This is a genomic window from Marixanthomonas spongiae, assembly GCF_003095375.1.
GTDB classification, from domain to species: domain Bacteria; phylum Bacteroidota; class Bacteroidia; order Flavobacteriales; family Flavobacteriaceae; genus Marixanthomonas; species Marixanthomonas spongiae.
Genome location: NZ_QEHR01000004.1, coordinates 26,317 through 50,146, shown reverse-complemented (window position 1 = coordinate 50,146; position 23,830 = coordinate 26,317). Strand labels below are relative to the sequence as shown.

21 protein-coding genes and 1 pseudogene are annotated in these 23,830 nt (G+C 42.3%); 13 read left to right on the top strand and 9 right to left on the bottom strand.

The features are described 5' to 3' along the window. The first annotated feature begins 66 nt into the window (after positions 1-66). From dut to DDV96_RS06605, 5 genes are all read left to right on the top strand, one after another. Entirely contained in the window at positions 67-501 is a 435-nt protein-coding gene (gene dut / locus DDV96_RS06625) for a dUTP diphosphatase (protein ID WP_116693978.1), read from the top strand. 133 nt (positions 502-634) lie between these two features. After that, positions 635-1,651: a sugar phosphate nucleotidyltransferase gene (locus tag DDV96_RS06620; RefSeq protein WP_116693977.1), complete on the top strand. Its 1,017-nt coding sequence runs from the start codon at positions 635-637 to the stop codon at positions 1,649-1,651. Between the two features lie 89 nt (positions 1,652-1,740). Continuing rightward, a complete protein-coding gene (locus tag DDV96_RS06615) occupies positions 1,741-3,123 on the top strand; it encodes a tetratricopeptide repeat protein (protein ID WP_116693976.1) in 1,383 nt (460 codons plus the stop codon). 3 nt (positions 3,124-3,126) lie between these two features. Next, a complete protein-coding gene (locus DDV96_RS06610) occupies positions 3,127-3,903 on the top strand; it encodes a DUF4292 domain-containing protein (protein WP_116693975.1) in 777 nt (258 codons plus the stop codon). Beyond that, on the top strand, positions 3,903-5,138 hold the full coding sequence (locus tag DDV96_RS06605) for a murein hydrolase activator EnvC family protein (protein WP_116693974.1): 1,236 nt from the start codon (positions 3,903-3,905) through the stop codon (positions 5,136-5,138). The genes DDV96_RS06610 and DDV96_RS06605 overlap by 1 nt, the downstream gene beginning before the upstream one ends. Before the next feature lie 290 nt (positions 5,139-5,428). On the opposite strand, the gene DDV96_RS06595 is transcribed toward DDV96_RS06605, so the two are convergent. The 4 genes and pseudogenes from DDV96_RS06595 to DDV96_RS06580 form a co-directional block, all read right to left on the bottom strand. Then, positions 5,429-6,007, bottom strand: coding sequence for a methyltransferase domain-containing protein (locus DDV96_RS06595; RefSeq protein WP_116693972.1), 579 nt, complete (start codon positions 6,005-6,007; stop codon positions 5,429-5,431). Positions 6,008-6,026: 19 nt separating this feature from the next. Continuing rightward, a pseudogene (locus tag DDV96_RS06590) lies at positions 6,027-6,386 on the bottom strand (sulfite exporter TauE/SafE family protein); the annotation flags it as partial. A gap of 184 nt (positions 6,387-6,570) precedes the next feature. Then, a complete protein-coding gene (locus DDV96_RS06585) occupies positions 6,571-7,080 on the bottom strand; it encodes an acyl-CoA thioesterase (RefSeq protein ID WP_116693971.1) in 510 nt (169 codons plus the stop codon). Positions 7,081-7,148: 68 nt separating this feature from the next. After that, positions 7,149-8,096 carry an HU domain-containing protein gene (locus tag DDV96_RS06580; RefSeq protein ID WP_116694259.1) on the bottom strand — a complete coding sequence of 316 codons (948 nt, stop codon included), beginning with the start codon at positions 8,094-8,096 and terminating at the stop codon, positions 7,149-7,151. A 113-nt stretch (positions 8,097-8,209) separates the two neighbouring features. Here DDV96_RS06580 and dprA point away from each other — a divergent pair, with 113 nt between their 5' ends. Then, positions 8,210-9,313 (top strand): DNA-processing protein DprA, encoded by a 1,104-nt coding sequence (dprA, locus tag DDV96_RS06575; RefSeq protein ID WP_116694258.1) that lies wholly within the window; start codon positions 8,210-8,212, stop codon positions 9,311-9,313. On the opposite strand, the gene trpS is transcribed toward dprA, so the two are convergent. Continuing rightward, on the bottom strand, positions 9,310-10,278 hold the full coding sequence (trpS, locus tag DDV96_RS06570; RefSeq protein WP_116693970.1) for a tryptophan--tRNA ligase: 969 nt from the start codon (positions 10,276-10,278) through the stop codon (positions 9,310-9,312). The genes dprA and trpS overlap by 4 nt on opposite strands. Positions 10,279-10,388: 110 nt before the next feature. Here trpS and DDV96_RS06565 point away from each other — a divergent pair, with 110 nt between their 5' ends. Further along, positions 10,389-11,129, top strand: a complete 741-nt coding sequence (locus tag DDV96_RS06565; protein ID WP_116693969.1) for a lysophospholipid acyltransferase family protein — start codon at positions 10,389-10,391, stop codon at positions 11,127-11,129. A 106-nt stretch (positions 11,130-11,235) separates the two neighbouring features. Here DDV96_RS06565 and DDV96_RS06560 read toward each other — a convergent pair whose 3' ends face one another. From DDV96_RS06560 to recA, 3 genes are all read right to left on the bottom strand, one after another. After that, positions 11,236-12,795 (bottom strand): outer membrane beta-barrel protein, encoded by a 1,560-nt coding sequence (locus DDV96_RS06560; protein ID WP_116693968.1) that lies wholly within the window; start codon positions 12,793-12,795, stop codon positions 11,236-11,238. Between the two features lie 27 nt (positions 12,796-12,822). Then, the gene (locus tag DDV96_RS06555; protein WP_116693967.1) at positions 12,823-13,350 is read right to left on the bottom strand and encodes an RNA polymerase sigma factor; all 528 of its coding nucleotides are present in this window, start codon (positions 13,348-13,350) and stop codon (positions 12,823-12,825) included. A gap of 120 nt (positions 13,351-13,470) precedes the next feature. After that, on the bottom strand, positions 13,471-14,484 hold the full coding sequence (gene recA, locus DDV96_RS06550; RefSeq protein ID WP_116693966.1) for a recombinase RecA: 1,014 nt from the start codon (positions 14,482-14,484) through the stop codon (positions 13,471-13,473). Positions 14,485-14,646: 162 nt separating this feature from the next. Between recA and trhO the strand changes: the two genes are divergently transcribed. The 6 genes from trhO (at position 14,647) to DDV96_RS06520 (ending at position 21,452) form a co-directional block, all read left to right on the top strand. After that, positions 14,647-15,678 (top strand): oxygen-dependent tRNA uridine(34) hydroxylase TrhO, encoded by a 1,032-nt coding sequence (gene trhO, locus DDV96_RS06545; RefSeq protein ID WP_116693965.1) that lies wholly within the window; start codon positions 14,647-14,649, stop codon positions 15,676-15,678. A 307-nt stretch (positions 15,679-15,985) separates the two neighbouring features. Then, on the top strand, positions 15,986-17,164 hold the full coding sequence (locus DDV96_RS06540; protein ID WP_116693964.1) for a PSP1 domain-containing protein: 1,179 nt from the start codon (positions 15,986-15,988) through the stop codon (positions 17,162-17,164). After that, complete coding sequence (locus tag DDV96_RS06535; RefSeq protein ID WP_116693963.1) at positions 17,157-17,642, top strand: gliding motility lipoprotein GldH; 486 nt, start codon at positions 17,157-17,159, stop codon at positions 17,640-17,642. The genes DDV96_RS06540 and DDV96_RS06535 overlap by 8 nt, the downstream gene beginning before the upstream one ends. A 1-nt stretch (position 17,643) precedes the next feature. After that, positions 17,644-19,977, top strand: coding sequence for a penicillin-binding protein 1A (locus DDV96_RS06530; protein ID WP_116693962.1), 2,334 nt, complete (start codon positions 17,644-17,646; stop codon positions 19,975-19,977). 117 nt (positions 19,978-20,094) lie between these two features. Continuing rightward, positions 20,095-20,796, top strand: coding sequence for a CoA transferase subunit A (locus DDV96_RS06525; protein ID WP_116693961.1), 702 nt, complete (start codon positions 20,095-20,097; stop codon positions 20,794-20,796). Continuing rightward, the gene (locus tag DDV96_RS06520; protein WP_116693960.1) at positions 20,796-21,452 is read left to right on the top strand and encodes a CoA transferase subunit B; all 657 of its coding nucleotides are present in this window, start codon (positions 20,796-20,798) and stop codon (positions 21,450-21,452) included. The genes DDV96_RS06525 and DDV96_RS06520 overlap by 1 nt, the downstream gene beginning before the upstream one ends. A 615-nt stretch (positions 21,453-22,067) precedes the next feature. Here DDV96_RS06520 and DDV96_RS06515 read toward each other — a convergent pair. Further along, a complete protein-coding gene (locus DDV96_RS06515; RefSeq protein ID WP_116693959.1) occupies positions 22,068-23,753 on the bottom strand; it encodes an ABC transporter ATP-binding protein in 1,686 nt (561 codons plus the stop codon). Between the last annotated feature and the right edge of the window lie 77 nt (positions 23,754-23,830).

Below are 23,830 nucleotides of genomic sequence, written 5' to 3'. Positions count from 1 at the left end.
CTTCGATTCCTTTTAAGGGATAAATCGATTTTATATTTCAACAGTATAATCAATAAGCTACCATACATGAACGTAAAAATAATCAACAAATCGGAGCACCCCATTCCTTCTTATGAAACCATCGCCTCGGCTGGCATGGACCTTCGGGCTAATGTTTCAGAACCTTCAACCCTAAAACCGTTGCAACGTGCTATCGTTAAAACAGGCTTGTTTATTGAACTTCCCATTGGTTTTGAAGCCCAAGTGCGACCCCGAAGTGGGTTGGCCGCAAAAAAAGGAATTACCGTTTTAAACAGTCCCGGAACCATCGATGCAGACTATCGAGGCGAAATTGGCGTTATCCTTGTGAATCTTTCCAATGAAGATTTCACCATTGAAAACGGCGAGCGGATTGCGCAATTGGTTATTGCAAAACATGAACGCGCCGTTTGGGAAGAAGTGGAAACGCTAGAAGAAACATCCCGCGGAAGCGGTGGCTTTGGAAGTACTGGGACTAAATAAATGCTTTTATAAAAGAGTAAAATATAAGTTGAATTAAAAAAGATACCCTTGGGTTTTGTTTATAAGTACCCATTGGAAAGACAAAAAAAGAATAACAAACCTTTAAAAGATACCCGCTTTCGCGGGCACTAAGATGAAAATAATTGTACCAATGGCCGGACGTGGTTCGCGCCTTCGTCCACATACATTGACCATCCCTAAACCATTGATTCCGGTGGCAGGAAAACCTATCGTACACCGGTTAGTAACCGAAATTACCGAAATTTTAGACGAAAAAGTAGATGAAATCGCCTTTATACTAGGCGATCCCGCTTTTTTTGGGGATGATGTCGTTGAAAGTTTAGAAGAATTGGCAAATAGTTTAGGGGCAAAACCTACTATTTACCGTCAGTTAGATCCAAAAGGAACTGGCCACGCCATTATGTGTGCTGAAGAGTCACTAGAAGGTCCAGCAGTAATTGCGTATGCCGATACCTTAATTAAAGCCGATTTTAACTTAGACAAAGAAGCCGATAGCGTTATTTGGACCAAAAAAGTGGAAAACCCCGAAGCGTATGGCGTGGTGAACTTGAATGACAAAGAAGAAATCACCGAACTGGTAGAAAAACCAACCGAGTTTGTAAGCGATCAAGCCGTAATCGGGATTTACTATTTTAAAGATGTTGCTGTTTTAAAACAAGAGCTTCAATATGTGCTGGATAACAATATTATACACGGCGGTGAATACCAAATCAACGATGGCATAAAGCGTATGATGGCCGAAGGAAAAGTCTTTAAAACCGGGACGGTTGACGAGTGGATGGATTGTGGCAACAAAGAAGTAACCGTCGCCACCAACAAAAAAATGCTCGGTTTTATTGCTGAAACCAATGAACGGCTTATTTCAGAAAAACACACCAATACCAATTCTGAAATTATCGAGCCTTGTTTCATCGGTGAAGATGTTGTAATTAAAAACAGTACGGTTGGTCCATACGCGTCAATTGGCAAAGGCACAATAATTGAGGACAGTACCGTTAAAAATAGTATAATTCAAACGCATACAGTGGTTAAAAATGCTATTTTAGATAATGCGATGATTGGTAATCACGCCACGTTCAACGGCAAGTTTACCAACGTGAGCATAGGTGATTATTCAGCATTGGAATAGCAAGCAAAAGTTTTAATAATTCAGGTAACCATTTTCTCCCCCTTCGGGGGAGATGCCCGCAGGGCAGAGGGGGAAAACCCTATATCAAAATGAAAAACAAAAGCCACATTCTTTTTCTCCTCCTCTTCGGAATCATTTTCATTCCGAAGCAAGCTTTTGCGCAAGAAACCGAAACCGCTGCAGAGCAACCCACGGATGATTTAGGAAATGTGACAGACGCCTTTCAGGAAAACTTTTTTGAAGCCTTAAAACAAAAAGGGATTGAAAATTTCGAATTGGCCCTCGATGCCCTTCGGAAAGCTGAAAAAGCCGCTAAAGGTGACTCAGAATTAGAAGCTGTCGTTGCGTTTGAAAAAGCCAAAAACCTCACCGAACTCAAGCAGTTTGAAGAAGCTGAGATAAGTTTCAATAAAGTGTTGAAAACCGAACCCAAGCGGTTGGATGTGTTAGAGTCATTGTACGATCTTTATTATCAAAAAAGGGATTACGATGCGGCCATTCCGTTGGTCAAAAAACTGATTCAATTTGACGAAGATTACAAAGAGGATTTAGCCAATCTATATTCACGAACGCGTCAATTTGACAAAGCCATTGAAGTATTGGACGATCTTGACGAAATCTGGGGTGAAAGTGATTATCGAAATGCCCTCCGTTCTCAAATTTACCGTCAAACAGGTGATAGTGAAGGACAGATTGAAAACCTGGAAACCCGCATTGACAAAAAACCAAAGAAAGAGCAGGATTATCTAAGCTTAATTTATTTGTACAGCGAAGAAGGCAATACCGAAAAAGCCTTTGCAACTGCTAAAGAATTATTGAAAAATCAACCTGATTCTAAACAAGTTCATTTGGCGTTGTACAAGTTTTATTTAGATGAAAACAATACCGAAGAAGCCTTTAAATCGATGAACATCGTGTTTTCGGCTTCAGAAATAGAAAAAGAAAGCAAGTACAATGTTTTGAGCGATTTTGTAGGGTTCGTGGAGAAAAACCCGCAATACGAAGCCGATCTGGATACGGTGGTTGAAAATTTCAGCATTGAAAATTCAGGAAAAATCTACGAACAATTAGGGGGGTACTATAACTCAAAAGGGGAAAAGGAAACCGCTTTAAAATTTTATGAGAAAGGAATTGAAGGCGACACGGATAATTTCAGTCTATTAAAAAACACCTTGTTGCTTCAAATTGATTTAAAAAAATACAAAGCTGCCCAACAATTAAGCAGTGAGGCATTGGCAATATTCCCAGCGCAACCCTTACTGTATTTAATCAATGGTGTGACCCAAAACAACCTTAAAAATGCTGACGAAGCTATTGAAAGTCTTAACAGCGGATTGGATTATCTATTTGACAACCCAACGATGGAACAGGATTTTTATAAACAATTACAGCAAGCATACACATTAAAAGGAGATTCAAAAAAAGCCGCTGAGTATGCTAAAAAAGCCGCGCAAATAAAGTTGACAAACTAATACATGAAGTACACTAAATTTATTTTTATCGCCTTGGCCATTGCGCTTTCCTCTTGTGGTGCGGCCAAGGAAATAAAAGGCTCAAAAACAGCCAACGAAAACCTTTCTGTTAAAAACATCATTGCTTCCCATGAAGCAGCATCGCCAGATTTTAAAACCATGGCTGCCCGTATTCAAGTGGTGTATGAAGACGAAGACACCCAACAGAGTGTTACCGTGAGCTTGCGAATGGAAAAAAACAAAACCATTTGGGTAAAAGCTTCGTTCTTGGGAATTACGTTGGTAAAAGCCAATATAACCCCAGATCGCGTTCAATATTACGAAACCATTGGCGGCACCTATTTTGACGGGGATTATGCACTGCTAAGCGATTGGCTGGGCACTGAAATCAATTTTGAAAAAGCCCAGGCAATCTTATTAGGTCAATCTATTTTTAATATTAACAAGGCAGATTATAAGTCAACGGTAGTTCAAAATAAATACAAATTGCAACCCAAGGTACAACCTCAAAATTTTATTCATTCGTTGTTTTTAAATCCTGAAAATTTCAAAATAGCTTCAGAAAGCCTTTCGCAACCTAACAATGAAAGGTTGTTGAGCGTTCGGTACAATGGGTATCAAAAAATAGGCACTGGATTTTATCCTTCGGAAATAAAAATAAATACTACTGAAAAAGACAGTAAAACAAATATTGACGTTACTTATAAAAAGATAGATTTGGATGTAAATATTGGCTTCCCGTTCAACATTCCAGATGGATATGAAAAAATACAGTTATAATGCGCAGTAACTTTGCAACATACCTTTTAATGGGGTGCTTTTTGTTTTTAGCGGCTTCCGTTTCAGCCCAATCTGAAAAACAAAAAGAACTGGAAGCGCAACGGCAAGCCATTTTGCAGGAAATAAAACAAATCAACTCGCTGCTGTTCAAAACCCGAAAAGAAGAAAAATCGGTGTTGACGCAAGTGGAAGATTTGGACCAACGTATAAGCGCTACTGAAAATTTGATACGCATCACTAACCGTCAAGCCAATCTATTAACGCGCGAAATTAACGACAACCTTACCAAAATCGATAACCTGCGCACAGAGCTGGAAGAACTTAAAGAAGATTATGCAGCGATGATACGCAAATCGTACAAAAGCAAATCGCAGCAAAGCAGGGTGATGTTTTTATTGTCTTCGGAAAGTTTTTTGCAGGCCTACAAACGGTTGCAGTATATGAAACAATATGCCAAGCATCGTAAAGAACAGGGCGAAAGCATTAAAGAAAAAACGGCCCAATTGCAACAACTCAATAAAGACCTAATTGTTCAGAAGAAGAAAAAGGAAGCGCTCATCGCCCAAAACCGAAAAACCAAAAACGAACTGGCCAAAGAGAAAAAACAGCAGCAAGCACTCGTAGCGTCGTTGAAGAAAGACGAAGGTAAATTTGCCGCACAAATAAGGGAAAAACAACGCAAAGCCGATGAAATTGACCGCCAAATAGAAAAATTGATCCGAGAGGCCATTGCAAAGTCCAATAAAGCTTCGGGCAACAAAGTAGATAACACCCGGGAGTCCACTTTTGCCATGAATGCCGAAGCTAAAGAACTGGCCGCTAATTTCACGAACAACAAAGGAAAACTACCCTGGCCCATTACCAAAGGGGGCGTCGTGGTAAAAACATACGGGAAGCACCGTCATCCACAATTGCCCAATGTGACCACTTTTAACAGCGGAGTGGAAATCGCCACCGAAAAAGGCGCCCAAGCCCGTGCCGTCTTTAAAGGGGTAGTACTCGAAATACAGCAGTTAAAAGGTTCCAATAAGGCGGTTTATGTGCAGCACGGAAATTATATTACGGTTTATAACAATTTGGCGACCGTCACTGTAAAAAAAGGGGACAAAGTAGCTACCAAACAACCTTTGGGAACTGTTTTCAGTAATCCGGCTACCGGAAAAACCACTATAAAATTCCTTATTTACCAAAATACCAATCGCATGAACCCGGCAGATTGGATTTATAGGATGTAAATCAATGTGGCGGTTTATCTTTTAAAATTCCGTATAAAAATGTGCTTAGCAAAGCGCTAAAAATCACTGTCAAATAGAAAGGTAGCCCAAACCAACCAAAACATACATTGAGTCTGGCCACGCTTTGGCCAATGTTACCCACGTCAAAATACTGCTGCCAATGGCGTAAGAATATTGTGAAGCGGTTTATATTCAAATGGCTGAATGTTTCTAACACCTATTTTGAAGTTTCTTGCAGGCATATGCACACAAACAAGTAGTAATGGTTACCTATGTTATGGGGCAACAGACTATTTTTTCTGAAGAATAAAAAACAGTTCATTTCCCTGCCGCTGAGGGATAGAGTTATAGGAGGTTTCCATAATTTTAATATCAAAAAGTGGTGAAAACCGTTTTTTATATTCTGTTTCGCTTCCTCCAAAAGGAGGACCGTCTTTGGTTAAGGGAAAGTTGAAAAGCAATCCTACTAATTTTCCTTTTGGTTTCAGTAACTGATGCATTTTTAAAACATAATCATCCCGTAATGAAGGATCGAGCGCACAAAAGAAGGTTTGCTCTATAATAAGATCGAATGTTTCTTCTAACTTAAAAAAATCTTGATGAATTAATTTTTCCGAAGGAAAGGTTGGCACCCGTTTTCTAATATTCTGTAAAGCGGTTTCTGAAACATCAACTACATAAACCTCGGTAAACCCAATGTTGTGAAGGTATTCTGCTTCGTACGAATTACCGCCGCCGGGAATCAGGATTTTAAGGTTTTTATCGGTCAATTGGTCAAAATAGGTTTTCAAGGGCGTAGAAACATAGCCTATGTCCCATTTAATGTCGTTGTTTTTATAGCGATTGTCCCAATAGTGCTCGTTTAACATTTGTTGCAAATTTTTAAAGCTATGAATACTCCTTAAACAAAATATACAATGCCATTACCAAGACAAACCATCCAAAGCCTGTTTTCAGTTTCTTTTCGTTGACGAATTTATTGAGCCAAACCCCAATAAAAATACCAACGACTGCAATGGCGCTAAAAGATAGTAGAAACGTCCAGTCGATATCGATGTTTTCCACATCGCCGATAAAACCAATCAACGAATTTACGGAAATAATAAACAGCGAGGTGGCAACTGCTTTTTTCATAGGTAGTTTTGCTTATAAAACCAAGGCTGGAATAATAAGAAATCCGCCGCCGGCACCTACCATTCCGGTTAAAAGGCCTATTAAAATACCTTCAATAATAAGTACCGGATAATTTTGGTACTTATAGCCATGTTATCGTGCATTAAATTGCAACTCCCGATCATAAACAGTATAAAACTGAGCTGGATTTACTTTAGTTGTATTTTTTCTAAAGCGAAAAGACGAAGGTTGGCTTAATCAAAATACAATTAAAATACAATCAGTTCCCAGTGCTACAGTGGTAATTTTGGGAACAGTGTTAGGTGAAAAGGGCCTTAAGTTCGGTGGCATCTTTCGGGTTCATTTTTTTGGCAAGGACCAAACTCAACTGCCTTCTGCGCAGGGCAGCGTCATAGCGTTCTTGTTCCAGTTCAGATTCTGGTTTTACGGGCGGTACAGGTACCGGGCTTCCCATTTCATCTACGGCTACAAAGGTGTAAATCGCTTCATTTGCCTTGCTGCGCATGCCGCTTTCACGGTCTTCTATCCATACGTCCATATAAATTTCCATGGAACTTTTAAAGGCGCGCGACACTTTGGCCTCAACGGTTACCACGCTTCCTAACGGGATCATTTTATTAAATGCCACATGATTTACCGATGCCGTTACCACGATGCGGCGGCTGTGCCTTCGTGCGGCAATTCCGGCGGCGCGGTCCATACGGGCCAACAGTTCGCCCCCAAACATGTTGCCTATGGGGTTGGTTTCACTGGGCAGTACAAAATCTGTGATGATGGTTCTCGATTCCATCGGGGTTCTTGGTTCCATTGCAATGTTGATTTTTGCAAAGGTACGTTGGTTTTTAATGAAATGGAACTAAGTAGGGAAGTTAATCGCTATTTGGCAAGGTCTTTTACCAACAACCAAGCGGCTTTGTTTTCGGTGCGTTTTATTGTGCGCAACTCGCGAAGGGCTTCCCGCCTATCTTCAAAACTGTTGTACACCACTTGGTGCAGCCCGTATCTGTTGGCGCCGATGAGTTTTGCCGTGTAGCCTTTTTCTGAAAGCTGTTTTATTTTTTTCTTTGCGTTTTCTTCCAATCGAAAAGCCCCGGCTACAATATGGTACTTTCCAGTTTGTTTTGGAACGGTAACTTTTATAGCGGGCAACGGATTTTCAATAACAAAGGTAGCTTCTTGTATTTGGTTTTCAATGCGGTTGTCTGCTTCTTGCTTTGCAGCAAAATTGTGTTGTTGAACTTGGTTTTCATACAGTTTCATGCCGCCAAAACCTGCTACGGTTAGCGCAATTAAACCAATTGCGGCGTACTTTAAATACGGTCTCGCCGTGTGACGCTCCGGTATGGAATGGATAGGCGTTTTTTCTTCCTTTTTAAGAGCTGAAACCGTTTCTTTGTCGGTTTTACGGTTTATTTCTGTTGAAATATAAGCACTTAAGCCAAAAGAAGCCGTGCTGAAATTTTCCGTTTCCGAAGGGATAAACTGCAACGCATTTTCAGTGTTCAGGGCAAATTCGCCTAAATTTTTAAGCAAAACAGTTTCGCCTTCCGTAAGTTGAAGGGACATTTTAGCCGTGAAATTCCTGATTTTTTGAACCGCTGTTTCATAACTGCACTGTTCTACAGAAGCCACGTAATTGGCCAACAATCCATCGTTGGTCTGCAACTGCCGGTTGAACGAAAGTGATTTCCCGGGTGGGTAAAAGGTATTGGTTTCTTCATCGATCCTGGCCGATCGGTACTGCGTTAAAAAAGCGCCAAATCCAGGAACGATAACACACTCATATCGATAGAGCAAGTCTTTTATGTAGGTGGCCAGTTGCATACCAACAAACATAGATTTTTTTTCAACACATTTCAATTCTTAGGCTCAAAATTTATCAACAACTTAAAAAAGTGTATTTTTAACAACTCCCCGATTGCAAGAATACCGTTATGTTGTCACAAAAAGAATTGCTCTATACCCTTGCTTTGCAGCGTACCCCGAATTTGGGCGATACTTCTGCTAAAAAATTATTGCGTGCCGTAGGTTCTGCCGAAGCGATATTCAAGGAGAAAAAACACAATTTGCTAAAAGTAGATGGAATAGGAAGCTTTAAGCTGAAAGACCTTAACGAAAACCAGCAACTTGCCGAAGCTGAAGCTGAGCTCCGTTTTATTGAAACAGAAAAAATTCAGCACAGTTATTTCCTCGACAAAACCTATCCCGAACGCCTGAAACATTGTTTGGACGGCCCCATTCTGTTTTTTCATAGCGGGAATATCGATTTAAAGCACAAGAAAATCATCAGCATCGTAGGAACCCGAAAAGTAACCACGTATGGGACTACGTTCTGTAAAGATTTAATTGAAGAATTGGCCCCGCTCAATCCCGTGATCGTGTCAGGGTTTGCTTACGGCGTGGATATTACCGCTCACAAAGCGGCTATGGACAACGGTTTGCAAACGGTGGCGTGCTTAGCCCACGGGCTGAACCAGATTTATCCCAAAGTACATAAAAAATATGTTGTAAAAGTTGAAGAAAACGGCGGCTTCATTACCGAATTTTGGAGCGATGACCCTTTTGACCGTAATAATTTTTTAAAACGGAACCGCATTATCGCCGGATTGTCCGAAGCCACTATTGTCATAGAATCTGCCGAAAAAGGAGGGAGTTTGGTTACGGCAGACATCGCAAATTCGTACAATCGGGAGGTTTTTGCCGTTCCCGGCCGAAGTACCGACAAACAAAGCCAAGGGTGCAATAACTTGATAAAAACACAACAGGCGCATTTGCTCAACAGTGCTGCAGACCTAATTTATCATTTGGGCTGGGAACTCGAAAAAAAAGACGAAAAACCCAAACAAACCCAACTCTTTGTAGAACTGACCGATGAAGAAAAAAAAGTATACCGTTTTTTAAAGGAAAAAGAAAAGGAGTTGCTGGATATCATTGCGCTGGAATGCCAAATCCCCACCTTTAAAGCCGCCACTATTTTATTGAATATGGAATTAAAAGGCGTGGTGCAGCCCTTACCGGGAAAATTGTTTCAAATAGTTTAATACCCTACTTTTGTTCGAACGCGTTTCAATACATCATCTGCTATTATACCGGCTTTTTTAGCACCTATTTTTAGGGCTTCATCAATTTCATTTAAGTTGTCGATATAGTGATTGTATTTGTTACGTTCTTCTTTAAATGTTTCGGTTATTAATTCAAATAATGCTTGTTTGGCGTGGCCATAGCCATAGCCGCCATTTTCATAATTAGCGCGCATTTCAGTAATTTGCTCTTCCGAAGCCATTAATTTATAGAGCGCAAATACATTGCAGGTATCTGGGTTTTTGGGTGCTTCCAGCGGGGTGCTGTCGGTTTCAATGCCCATAATTTGCTTCCGCAGTTTTTTGTCAGGCAAAAAGATATTGATGATATTGTTTTTCGATTTACTCATTTTTGCGCCGTCGGTACCGGGAATGAGTTTGGTATTCTCTTGAATTTTCCCTTCTGGCAACACAAAGGTTTCGCCCATTTTGGTATGGAAACGGGAAGCAACGTCGCGCGTCATTTCAATATGTTGCAATTGGTCTTTCCCTACGGGCACGATTTCGGCATCGTACAGCAAAATATCGGCCGCCATAAGCATCGGATAGGTAAACAGCCCAGCGTTTACATCTTCTAAACGTTCAGCTTTATCTTTAAACGAATGTGCCAAGGTCAATCGTTGATAGGGAAAAAAGCAGCTTAAATACCAAGTGAGTTCTGCTGTTTGCGGTACATCGCTTTGGCGGTAAAAAACCACCCGGTTTATGTCCAGCCCAAAGGCCAACCAAGTTGCCGCAACGCTGTAGGTATTGTTTCGTAGGGTTTCGGCATCTTTAATCTGGGTTAAGGAGTGCATGTCGGCAATAAATAAAAACGACTCGTTCTTGGGGTCGTTCGCCATCTCAATCGCGGGCTTGATGGCGCCTAAAATATTGCCTAAGTGCGGGGTTCCGGTGCTTTGTATTCCTGTGAGTATTCTGGCCATATCTAGTTCCCGCGAAGGCGGGAATCTTATTAAGTTAACAATTCTATTTTCTGCAAAGGTACTTTTTTTCCCTTTTCTGTACGCTTCAAATCATTACTTTTGGTTTTTGAATGAAACTACTGAAGGCTATTCTCATTTTTTTGTATCGTATCTGGTTTTATGTGCTGGTTACGGTGCCTATTATTTTATTGTTTCCCATATTGTTAATTAGCATCTTGCGCGAAAAATGGTATCCGTTCTTTTTTAGGTTGGCCCGTATGTGGGCGACCATCATATTGTTTGGGATGGGGTTTATTCCTAAGGTAACACGCGAAACCCGTTATAAGAAAGGGCAAAGTTATCTGTTTGTGGCCAACCATACCTCGATGGCCGATATTATGTTGATGCTGTACGTAACCCGTAATCCCTTTGTGTTTGTGGGCAAAAAGGAATTGGTGAAAATACCTGTGTTCGGCTTTTTCTACAAGCGTACCTGTATTTTGGTGGACCGCGATAACCCTAAAAGCCGGATGGCGGTCTTTAAACGGGCACAACACAAACTCAACCAGGGTTTGAGCGTCTGTATCTTTCCTGAAGGCCACGTGCCAGACGATCTTACAGTGGTTCTGGACCCCTTTAAAGATGGTGCCTTTAGATTGGCCATTGCACACCAAATACCCGTAGCGCCCATGACCTTTCACGACACTAAAAAACGGTTTTCGTATTCGTTTTTCTCGGCCAGTCCCGGTAAAATGCGGGTTAAAGTGCACGATATTCTCCCCACCAAGATCTTGAGCATGGAAGATAGGCGCATGTTGAACCACGCAACATATAATATTATTAAAGACGAGTTGCTTGAGCCTACGGTGTAAAAAAACCGCCCTATGGCGAAGGGCGGTTTCCTTAATCATGTTTGGCATTACCCAAACCTAACCAACTAAAAACGTGTCAAATTAAACTTTAAACCTTGACACTAACCTAAAATTTAAAACTCAACCCGCTGTACAGGCCAATATAATAAGGTTTAAACCCTACCGATGAGTCTGTATATGGATTGAGCTGATACTTAAACATAGGTTCAACATTAAACTTTAATCGTTTGCTTATTTTGTAATCGAAACCAACACCCACGTTCGTGGTAAAACTCACTTGATTGAGGTTGTTGGCTTCTCCCAGTACGCTCCTAAACCCGCCATCTTCTACTGAAATCTCATTGTTGCCCAAAAAGAGCGTGCTCAACCCACCAATCATATTAATGCCAAACCGGGTGTCGAGCACCGCATATTTCAGCTCCAACGGCACTTCGTAATAGCTGATGTCCTGTATAATCTGTGCATTGCCACCAGTGGACTTTGGGGTAACGGAACCAAAACCGTCCATGGGATTGTTGAAGGCGCCTTTGTCCACCGCAACGATAACGGTGCCGCTTTCGTTGTAATCTACCGTCCTGAGGCCATAAGAAACGGGCCCAGTGCCAATATCCACGCCGCCGGTTGCATAGCCTAAGTTCACGTTGTTTATGCCAGAACGGACGCTCAACCTATCGGTAATGTTGTAGGCCACTTGCACCCCATAACTTATGTTGATGTCGCTGCTTTGCGAATTATCGGCAAACGTGGGGTCTATGGACGAACCGCCACTAATGGAGCTGTAATAGACCGGCGCAACATTGGGCGCTACATCCCATCTGTTTTCGGGTTTGTTGGTCGTGGCAACGGCTTCTGCTGTTTTTTTGGCGGCTTCAATTTCCTCAAAAATGGATTTTTTACCGGTTTCTTTATGGTCCTTATGCCTATCGGTTTCTTCTTTTGTCTTGGCAGTAGCTATTTCGGTGTTGTTTTTTCCTACCTTGTTTGAAATAGCTGAGTCTTTATTGATAAGGTCATCGTTTTCTCCTTTAACTTGATCGGTTGATTTTGAATTGGTTTGTTCTGAAGCGATAGCGGTGCTGCCCTCGTCTTTTGAAGTGTTTTTTAACGTGTTGTTATCGGTTTCAGAAGCAATTGCAATGGTTTCTGAATTGGTTTTTTGGTCGTCTTTTTCAGAAGGTGTTGTCTGGGTACTTTGTTTATTGTGCGCTACAGCAACAGCAGCTTTATTGTTTTGTTCCGTATTAAACTTTTGGTTTGAAGCCTCATTCACCTTTAAAGTCTGATTGTTATTGAACGTATCCTGGCCAGATTCTCCTGTTGGTTTTTCTTCGGTTTCTGAAGCCACTTGCGAATCGTTAACGATGCTTTCTTCTGTCTTGCCGTCTTTTTCGGTTTCAGTATGTTCTATGGAACGTGTAGTGGTATCCTCAATGACCAATTTATCTTGGGATTTATCCGTATTGAAAATAGCTTGGCCCACGGTGAGCAACAAAGCCAATAGTGCGGCCACCCCGCCAAGTTTCCACCATAGCGGAATAACCTTACGGTCTTTTTTCTTCTCTTGCAGTTTGGCTTGAATGTTGTCCCAAACATGTGGAGGTGGAGCGGTTTCGTGGTTTTTGAAACGCTCTTTAAAAAGCTCGTCTATGTGCTTTTTGTTTTTCATAGAGGGGGAATCTATTGTATCTACGTATTATTGTGGGTTATAGTTGTCTATTTTGGTTTTTAAGATGCCTCTTGCCCTTGCTAGGTTAGATTTAGACGTACCATCGCTTATTCCTAACATTTCGGCTATTTCTTTATGCGAATAATCGTCCAGCACATATAAGGTAAACACCAACCGATAGCGGTCTGGCAGCTCTTGAATGATTTTCAATAAAAAATCCAAGGGTACGGTTTCCGTTTCTACTGTAAGCTCTTCTTCCTGTTCTATCCGTTCTTCATCTTCAATACGGTAAACTTTTTGCTTCCGGTATTTTTGAAGCACGGTATTGACCGTTATGCGCTTTATCCAACCTTCAAAAGAACCTTTGCCTTTAAATTGCCCGATTTTCTTGAAAATGGTCAAGAAAGCATCCTGTAAATTGTCTTGCGCTTCAGCCTTATTGGGCGAATACCGCAAACATATGGAAAACAAGACCCCGGAATAGCGCTTGTACAATGCTTCCTGTGCCTTACTGTCCTGTTCCTTGCATTTTAATATGAGCTCGTTTAAAGTCAAATTGCGGTACCGTGGTTATCGATGGTTACTGTTTTCAACAAAGCAAACGGCATTAATAATCAAGGCCCTACACCTTGTAGATGCCCTGATGTTAAAAAGGTTGCGTGTAGCGGGTGCTTTTTACTCCTTAAGGGTGTTTATGGCATCTTTTATTTTGGTTTCCAGCTCTTCCATAAGTTCTGGATTGTCCAAAAGAAGTGTTTTTACGGCATCACGGCCTTGGCCCAATTTGGTGTCGTCGTAACTGTACCACGAACCGCTTTTTTTGATGATCTCAAAATCGACGCCCAGATCGATAATCTCGCCTACTTTCGATATCCCTTTGCCGTACATAATGTCGAATTCGGCCGTTTTAAATGGGGGCGCTACTTTGTTTTTTACCACTTTTACCCGAGTTTTGTTCCCTTGCACATCGCTGTTGGAGTCTTTTATTTGTGTGGAGCGGCGAATGTCCAACCGTACCGAGCAATAGAATTTAAGTGCGTTACCACCCGTAGTGGTTTCTGGATTGCCGAACATCACCCCAATTTTTTCGCGAAGCTGGTTGATAAAAATGACCGTACACTGGGTTTTGCTAATAGAACCGGTAAGTTTACGTAAGGCCTGCGACATCAACCGGGCGTGGAGTCCCATTTTACTATCGCCCATTTCGCCTTCAATTTCGCTTTTGGGAGTCAAGGCCGCGACCGAATCGACCACAATAATATCGATGGCGCCACTTCTAATAAGGTTATCGGCGATTTCCAAAGCTTGCTCTCCGTTATCGGGTTGCGAAATGATGAGGTTTTCAATATCGATGCCCAGTTTTTCGGCGTAGGTGCGGTCAAAAGCGTGTTCTGCATCGATAAAAGCCGCAATTCCACCTTTTTTTTGGGCTTCGGCAATAGCATGTAACGTCAAGGTGGTTTTACCCGAAGATTCTGGTCCGTATATTTCAATGACCCGTCCGCGCGGATATCCGCCAACACCCAAAGCCACATCTAGCCCTAACGATCCCGTAGGGATGACATCGACCTCCTGTACGGCCGCATCGCCCATTTTCATCACGGTGCCTTTTCCGTAGGTTTTGTCCATTTTATCGAGGGTAAGCTTTAATGCTTTCAGTTTTGCGTCTTTGTCTTTGTCTTTGCTCATGGTGTGTGTTTTAGCTGTAAATAAGTCAGTAGGCTAAGGTACTATTTCTTTGCTTTTGCCACAAAGGGAAAAACCCTGAAAATTTGATTTTTGTTAACACGGTTAGAAAGTGTATTTTTGCACATCATTATATTATAATTCTTTTCACTAAAAAAGTATAGCATGCAACTGTACAATACCTTAAGTGCAAAAGAGCGGGCCGATTTATTGGAACAAGCCGGAGAAGACCGCTTGACCCTCTCTTTTTATCAATATGCCAAAATTGGCAATCCAGAACTTTTCAGAAACCATTTGTTTGTCGCTTGGGACGAGCTAAACGTCTTAGGCCGTATTTACGTAGCCCACGAAGGCATCAACGCCCAGCTTTCAGTGCCGGCCAAGAACTTCGGAAAATTTAAGGAATTTATCGATGGCATCTATTTTTTAAAGGGCGTCAGGCTCAATATCGCCATAGAGCACGACCTGAAATCGTTCCTGAAACTGAAAGTAAAAGTACGCCCAAAAATCGTGGCCGATGGTTTGAACGATGACACCTTCGATGTTACCAACAAAGGCGTACACGTCGATGCCGAACATTTCAACAAACTTATAGAAGACCCCAACACCGTTTTGGTCGATATGCGAAACCACTACGAAAGTGAAATCGGGCATTTTCAAGGGGCCATAACGCCCGATGTGGATACTTTTCGCGATTCACTGGACATTATTGAAGAAGACTTAAAAGACCACAAAGAAGACAAAAACCTGGTGATGTATTGCACTGGCGGTATCCGTTGCGAAAAGGCCAGTGCCTATTACAAACACAAAGGGTTTAAAAATGTGTACCAATTGGAAGGCGGCATTATTGAATATGCCCGCCAAGTGGAAAACAAAGGGTTGGACAATAAATTCATTGGCAAAAACTTTGTGTTCGATCACCGCCGCGGCGAACGCATTACCGAAGACGTCATTGCCAACTGCCATCAATGCGGCAACCCCTGTGACACCCATGTTAACTGTGCCAACGAAGCTTGCCACTTGCTTTTCATCCAATGTGAGGCATGTTCAAAAGCGATGGAAACCTGTTGCAGTACCCAGTGTAAAGAGGTCATTCAGCTTCCGTATGAAGAGCAGAAAAAACTTAGAAGAGGCATTCCCAACAGCAACAAAATCTTTAAAAAAGGGCGGTCGGAGAAACTAAAGTTTAAGAAATAATCCTCCCCAGCCCCTCCAAAGGAAGGGAGGAACAACGCAATAGTTTCCTCCCTCTTGGGGAGGGTTAGGGAGGGGATTTCTAAAATCTAAAACATTCATTCTATACATTTTAAAAGTAAAAAATCCAACTGAATTTTAAACGTCGGCTGTTTTTTTAAAACACTCAGGCACCTATTTGGTCAGAAACTTTTTAATTCATATTTCTGAATTCTGCATTCATAATTTATTATTGGTATCTTTACCTATTGAATCATTTGTTTAATTTTCGACCCTCTTTCTTCGGAAAAAGGGCACAATATATATAAATATGGGCTGTACAAGCTGTGCCACGGGCGCCAACGGACAGCCAAAGGGATGCAAAAACAACGGAACTTGCGGTACCGATGGCTGTAATAAATTAACGGTGTTCGATTGGCTTTCCAACATGTCACTTCCTGATAATATGGAACCCTTTAAAGGGGTGGAAGTGCGATTTAAAAATGGACGGAAACACTTTTACCAAAATAGCGAAAACCTTTCCTTGAGCATGGGCGATGTGGTTGCCACCGAGGCTTCCCCCGGTCACGATATAGGTATCGTAACCCTTACCGGCGAATTGGTGCGGGTGCAAATGAAGAAGAAAAACGAACGCCTAAGCGTTGATGCGCTTCCAAAAATATATCGAAAAGCCTCCCAAAAAGACATCGATAAATGGCAAAGTTGCCGAGACAAAGAACCCAGCATTCAAAAGCAATCCCGTGAGATTGCCATTCGGTTGGGGCTGAAAATGAAAATCAGCGATATTGAATACCAAGGCGATGGCTCTAAAGCTATTTTCTATTACACCGCCGAAGAACGGGTGGATTTCAGACAATTGATCAAAGAATTTGCCCGTACTTTCAACACCCGCATCGAGATGAAACAGGTGGGGTTTCGGCAAGAAGCTGCTCGTTTGGGCGGAATTGGCTCTTGTGGCCGAGAGTTGTGCTGCTCCACTTGGTTGACCGATTTCAGGTCGGTAACCACCTCGGCGGCTCGCTATCAACAATTGTCGTTAAACCCATTAAAACTCGCCGGACAATGTGGCAAGTTGAAATGCTGCCTTAATTACGAATTGGATACCTACTTGGAAGCCTTAAAGGAATTTCCCAAAACCGACGTCAAGCTACAAACCGAAAAAGGACCGGCTGTATGCCAGAAAATAGACATTTTTAAAGGACTGATGTGGTTTTCTTATGTAAAAGAAGGGATGAACTGGCTGGAACTTTCCGTAGAAAATGTAAATAAAATTATTGCACTGAACAAAAAAGGCACTAAAGTTGCAAGCCTTGAGGAGTATGTGGTCGAGGTTCAGGAATCGAAAAAAGAACTGTTCAGCAATGTCGTAGGTCAAGATAGTTTAACACGATTCGATAAACCAAGAGGAAAAAAGAGAAACAAACGCCGTAAAAGCCGTAACAAAAGGAAAAAACGAAGTAAAAACCGTAACCAAAAAAATAATGCGTAAGCTGTTTTTTATTGCAATGGCAGTGGCATTGGCCTCGTGCAATACCGATGCCGTTATGAGCGACACCCAATCGTTGCCCAATTATTGGGATAAAAACGATACCATTTCGTTTACCATTCCACAGTTGGATTCGTTAAAGCAGTACAATGTGTTTTTACACCTTCGCAATACAAACGACTATCGCTTTAACAACCTATTTTTAATTGTTTCCATGGAGTTTCCGCATGGCAAGACCATACAAGACACGTTGGAGTACCGCATGGCAAAACCAAGCGGCGAGTGGTTGGGCGAAGGCATTGGGAACTTGAAAGAAAACAAATTTTGGTTCCGGGAAGGTGTGCGTTTTCCTGAGGAAGGAACCTACACACTTCGCATTATGCAAGCCGTACGCAATAACGGTGAGGTGGAAGGCGTTACCAAATTGAAAGGCATTACAGATGTGGGCTACAGCATAGAAGAAGCATCGCAACAACAATAACATGGCAAAACAGAAAGCTAAGAAACCGGCTACAAAAAAGCCGAAAAAACAACAAGACGATACCAGAAGGCACATTAAAACCTTTTGGAAACTATTCGGTGTGGGCATATTATTGGTGATTTTAATTTTTCTCTTCGCTTCTTGGGGGTTCTTCGGAAGTTTGCCAGATGAAACCAGCCTTGAAAACCCCGAAAAAAACCTCGCTACCGAAATTATATCCACTGATGGCAAAACATTGGGGAAATTCTACAAGGAAAACCGAACGCCTGTTAAATATGAAGAGTTGCCGGATCATTTGGTAAACGCCTTGATTGCAACCGAAGATGCCCGCTATTATCAACATTCCGGTATCGATGCCAAAGGAACGGTAAGGGCTGCTGTTTTTTTGGGTAGCAGAGGTGGGGCCAGTACCATTACCCAACAGTTGGCCAAGCTGTTTTTTACCGAGCAAGTTTCAGATAATAAACTGGAACGCGCCATACAGAAAATAAAAGAATGGGTGATCGCCACCCGTTTGGAGCGCCGTTATACCAAAGAAGAAATAGTTACCATGTACTTTAACGAGTACGATTTCCTCAACCAAGCTGTGGGCATTGAGTCGGCTGCCAGTATCTATTTCGATAAAAACCCGTCCGAACTCACTACGGCAGAGTCGGCTATGCTGGTCGGGATGTTTAAAAACTCCTCGCTCTACAACCCTCTGCGAAGACCTCAATTGGTAAAAGAACGCCGGAACGTGGTGCTTTCACAAATGGAAAAGTACGATTACATTACCGAAAGCGTAAAAGACTCCCTTCAAGCTTTGCCACTAAACATACAATATACGCCACAAGGCCATGACGAAGGGATTGCTACCTATTTCAGGGAATACGCCCGTGCTTTTATGGCAGACTGGATCAAGGAAAACCCAAAAACCGATGGTTCGCTTTACAATATCTATAGCGACGGCCTAAAGGTATATACCACCATAGATTCCAAAATGCAGCAATATGCTGAAGAAGCGGTGGATATGCACATGAAAAACCTTCAAAAAGAATTTAACAGCCAGAACAAAAAAAACAAAACGGCTCCATTCCGTGATATTACCAAAAAAGAAACCGAACAGATTATGAATTCGGCCATGCGCCGAAGCGACCGCTGGCGCGAAATGGAAAGACAAGGCAAGGACAAAGAAGAAATTATTGCCAGTTTCAAGAAAAAGGTTCCTATGCGCGTTTTTTCTTGGACAGCCGAGAACAACGCCATCGATACCATTATGACGCCTTTGGATTCCATTCGGTATTACAAAAAATTCCTGCGGGCCTCGCTGATGTCCATGACCCCGCAAACGGGCGAAGTGAAAGCTTGGGTAGGCGGTATTGATTACAAACATTTTAAGTACGATATGGTCAAGACCGGGCAACGCCAGATAGGCTCGACTTTCAAACCTTTTGTGTATGCCACCGCGATAGACCAGATGCATATGTCGCCCTGCGATACTTTGCCCAATACGCAATATACCATTGAAGCGGGCAAATACGGCCTTTTAGAACCGTGGACGCCCAGGAATTCCGGTGGAAAATACGGCGGCATGGTCACCTTAAAGGAAGCTTTGGCACGTTCCATCAACACCGTTACTGCTCGTTTGATAGACCGGGTAGGACCAAGCCCGGTAATCGAGCTGGTTTCAAAAATGGGGGTGGAAACTGAAGATATGCCCCCCGCTCCATCCATCGCCTTGGGAACCCCCGATGTTTCCCTCTACGAAATGGTGGGCGCCTACAGTGTGTTTGCCAACGAAGGGGTATATGTAAAACCCACGCTCATCCAGCGAATTGAAGATAAAAACGGAACTGTTCTATTCCAAAATGTACCTGAAACCAAAGACGTCATCAGCGATGAAACAGCTTATGTAACCGTGAGCCTTATGCAGGGAGTGGTGCAATCTGGTTCGGGCAGCAGGCTGCGAGGCACTTGGCGTGGCGGACATTTGTACAAAGATGTCATTACCGGTTATCCGTACGATTTTAAAAACCCCATTGCGGGTAAAACAGGAACTTCTCAAAACAACAGTGACGGCTGGTTTATGGGTATGGTGCCCAACCTTGTAACCGGCGTTTGGGTTGGAGGTGAAGACCGGGCCACGCACTTCAGGAGTACGGCTTATGGGCAAGGAGCGACCATGGCCCTACCTATATGGGCCATTTATATGAAAAAATGCCTCGCCGATGACGAGTTGAACGTTTCCGATGAAAACTTTAAGCGGCCTTCCCGCTTGTCAATCCAAACAGATTGTTCGCAGTGGAAAGAAAATAATCAAGAGACCGATGAGGTGCCCGATGAGCTCGATTTTTAAGAAATTGAAAAACCGATTCCTATAAGGAGTCGGTTTTTTTATGCTTTTTCAAAAATGCCGCTGTCTTCTGAAGGCTTTCTGCGGCAAATTTTGTAATTTTCTGAAAAATAAAAAACAATGATCAATAAAACGGTTTCAAGCGTTGAAGAAGCGTGCGAAGGTATTGAAGACAATATGACTTTTATGCTCGGAGGCTTTGGTTTAAGCGGTATCCCTGAAAATGCTATTAAAGAATTAGTGCGCAAAAACGTTCAAAACGTAACGTGCATATCCAACAATGCAGGCGTGGACGATTTTGGGTTGGGACTGCTTTTAAAAAAGCACCAAATAAAAAAAATGATTTCCTCTTATGTAGGGGAAAATAAAGAATTTGAACGGCAAATGTTAAGCGGGGAGATGGAAGTGGAGCTCATTCCGCAGGGAACCTTAGCACAACGTTGCCAAGCTGCACAAAGCGGAATCCCGGCGTTTTTTACCCCCGCCGGCTATGGAACGGAGGTGGCCGAAGGTAAAGAAACCCGAGAATTTGACGGTAAAATGTACGTCATGGAACGTGCTTTTAAAGCCGACTTTGCCTTTGTAAAAGCTTGGAAAGGTGATGAGGCCGGAAACTTGATCTTTAAAGGGACAGCCCGAAATTTTAACCCTATTATGTGTGGTGCCGCCAACATTACCGTTGCCGAAGTGGAAGAATTGGTGCCAGCTGGCGAATTGGACCCTAACCAAATTCACATTCCGGGGATATTTGTGCAGCGCATTTTCCAAGGAAAGGATTATGAAAAAAGAATTGAACAACGAACCGTTAGACCTAAGAAATAATGTCATTAAATAAAGAACAAATAGCACAGCGCATTGCAAAAGAAGTTAAAGACGGGTACTACGTAAACCTGGGGATTGGCATTCCTACCTTGGTTGCCAATTTTGTACGTGACGACATACAGGTGGAATTCCAAAGTGAAAATGGTATTTTGGGCATGGGTCCGTTCCCTTTTGAGGGGGAAGAAGACCCAGATTTAATCAACGCCGGCAAACAAACCATTACTGCCTTGCCGGGCGCTTCCTTTTTCGATTCGGCCATGAGTTTTTCCATGATCCGGGGGCAGCACGTAGATTTGACCATTTTAGGTTCTATGGAAGTGGCCCAGAATGGGAACATCGCCAACTGGAAAATACCCGGAAAAATGGTAAAAGGAATGGGCGGTGCGATGGACTTGGTAGCATCGGCCGAAAACATTATCGTCGCTATGATGCACACCAATAGAGCCGGGAATTCAAAACTGTTAAAAGAATGCACCTTGCCGTTAACCGGCGTGGCGTGCGTAAAGAAGATCGTAACCAATCTCGCCGTACTGGAAGTTAAGGACAATGCTTTTCATGTGCTGGAACGCGCTCCCGGCGTGAGCATAGCCGAAATTAAAGAAGCGACCGAAGGTGATATCGTGGTGAACGGCGATATCCCGGAAATAGAGCTTTAATAAACCCAACTTATTGAAAAAAATCACCGGTGCTTGAGCATCGGTTTTTTTTGGCTTAATGATAAGAAATAACTCAACTAAGGATGAAATGTTAAATATTTATGCATTTCATCGAATTAATATGTTTTTAATCGACTTATTTAAAAGTTTATGTTCATATTAGCTGTCCCAAACGTGATTAACCAACTAAAACCTAACTTATGAAAAACACAGTTAATACACTAAAAGATACCTTTCAATTGGTTAAAAATGTAATGTACGTAGCAAAGAAAGTTTTTTTGCTGGCTTAATTACCATTAGCAGCCATCAAGTTGCTAATTATTCCCCGAATCTGCAATGATTCAACATATTAAACCCGTTCTTTGTGAGGTTAGAACGGGTTTTTTTGTGTTTTTACTTTCTTCAATTCGGTGATTTCGGTATAATTTTAAAACTGCTACTTCGTATCGTTATTAAAATCACTCAATCACCTTAAAGTTGGTTTTTGAATAAAAATACAGTAGTAGCGAACCAATCAATGTTTTAGGTGATTTAAAAGCAATACATAAGGTGGTTGAGTGTTTTTTGGATCATTGCAGCGCAATGGTATAAAAAATGTACCGAAACCACCGAAACCTAAATCCCTTTCGGGATCGCATCGATAAGTTTCTTGGTGTACTCCTTTTGGGGGTTGGCATAAATTTCGTCGGCATCGCCAAGTTCTTCTATTTTGCCATCGTTCATGACCAACAATTGATCTGCCATGTATTTTACCACGGCCAGGTCGTGCGAGATGAATATATACGTAAAACCGAAATCGTCTTTTAATTCATTCAGCAAATTCAATACCTGGGCTTGTACCGAAATGTCCAATGCAGAAACCGACTCGTCGCAAATAACCAGTTTAGGTTCCAAGGCAATGGTGCGCGCAATACCCACCCGTTGGCGCTGTCCGCCCGAAAGTTCGTGTGGATAACGATAAAAATACGATTCGTTTAACCCTACCCGTTCCAATAGTGCTTTGGCTTTTTTCTGTCTTTCTTCTTTTGAAGTACCGATGCCGTGGACCTTCATTGGTTCAACCAGAGCTTCACCAATTAAAATACGCGGATTTAAAGACGAATAGGGATCTTGAAAAATTAGCTGTATCTCTTTGCGCAGTTTGCGTATTTCAGGAGGAGTTAGTTTGGTCAAATCGGTACCGCGGTACAAAATATGGCCTTGGGTGGCTTTTTCCAATTGCAAAATTGTTTTTCCCAAGGTGGACTTTCCGCAACCAGACTCGCCTACCAGTCCTAAGGTTTCACCTTCAAAAACGGCAAAACTGACGTCATTCACGGCTTTTACGGTTTGTTTTGGTTTAAAAAGCCCGGCATGGCTGTAATATTCTTTTTTCAGGTTTTTTACTTCCAGCAAAGGGGATTTGGTATAAATTGTTTTATGCCGTTTCGCCCGGGTTTGCGCGGTTTCTATTTTCGGCACAAAACTGTTATCGGCAATAGCAGCAATAGTGGGTAGTTTTTCTAGGCGGTTTTCCAAGGTGGGGCGTGAAGCCAGCAATGCCTTGGTATATTCGTTTTTTGGATTTTTAAACAGCTGGGCTACGGTATTTGTTTCAACAATATCGCCTTGGTACATTACCAGGACCCGGTCTGCAATTTCTGAAACCAAAGCCAAATCGTGGGAGATGAACAGCAAGCTCATTCCGGTTTCTTGTTGCAGTTCTTTCAATAGCTCCAAAATCTCTTTTTGAACCGTAACATCCAATGCTGTTGTGGGTTCATCGGCAATGAGCAGTTTGGGTTTGCAGGCAATGGCCATGGCGATCATGACCCGCTGCATTTGCCCGCCGCTTATTTGGTGCGGATAGCTGTTGTACAGTTCTTTGGGTCTTGGAAGCCTTACTTTTTTAAAAAGGGAAAGCGTTTCTTTTTTTGCTTCGGAAGCCGTGTGGCCCAAGTGATGCTGTAATATTTCTGAAACTTGAAAACCGCAGCTTAACGACGGGTTCAAGGCGCTCATCGGTTCCTGAAAAATCATGGCGATCTCTTTTCCGCGGAGATTGCGCATTTTTTTTGAATCTAATTTCAGAAGATCGTTGCCCTGAAAATTTACAGTACCTTCAATATGGGCGTTCTGTTTGGGCAACAACCCCATGATAGCCATGGCGGTGACCGATTTTCCCGAGCCGGACTCCCCGACCACGCCCAGGATTTCGTTTTTGGCAATGGAAAAGGAAACCCCGTGGATAATTTCAACCCGATCTTTTTTCGTGCCAAATGAAATGGACAGATTGGTTACCGAAAGCAATTCGTTTTTCATATTTCCAAAGGTATCAATTTTAACATTAGAATGGGGTGGGTTTTTGCCCTACATACCTAGTTTCGAGTTTGCCTACT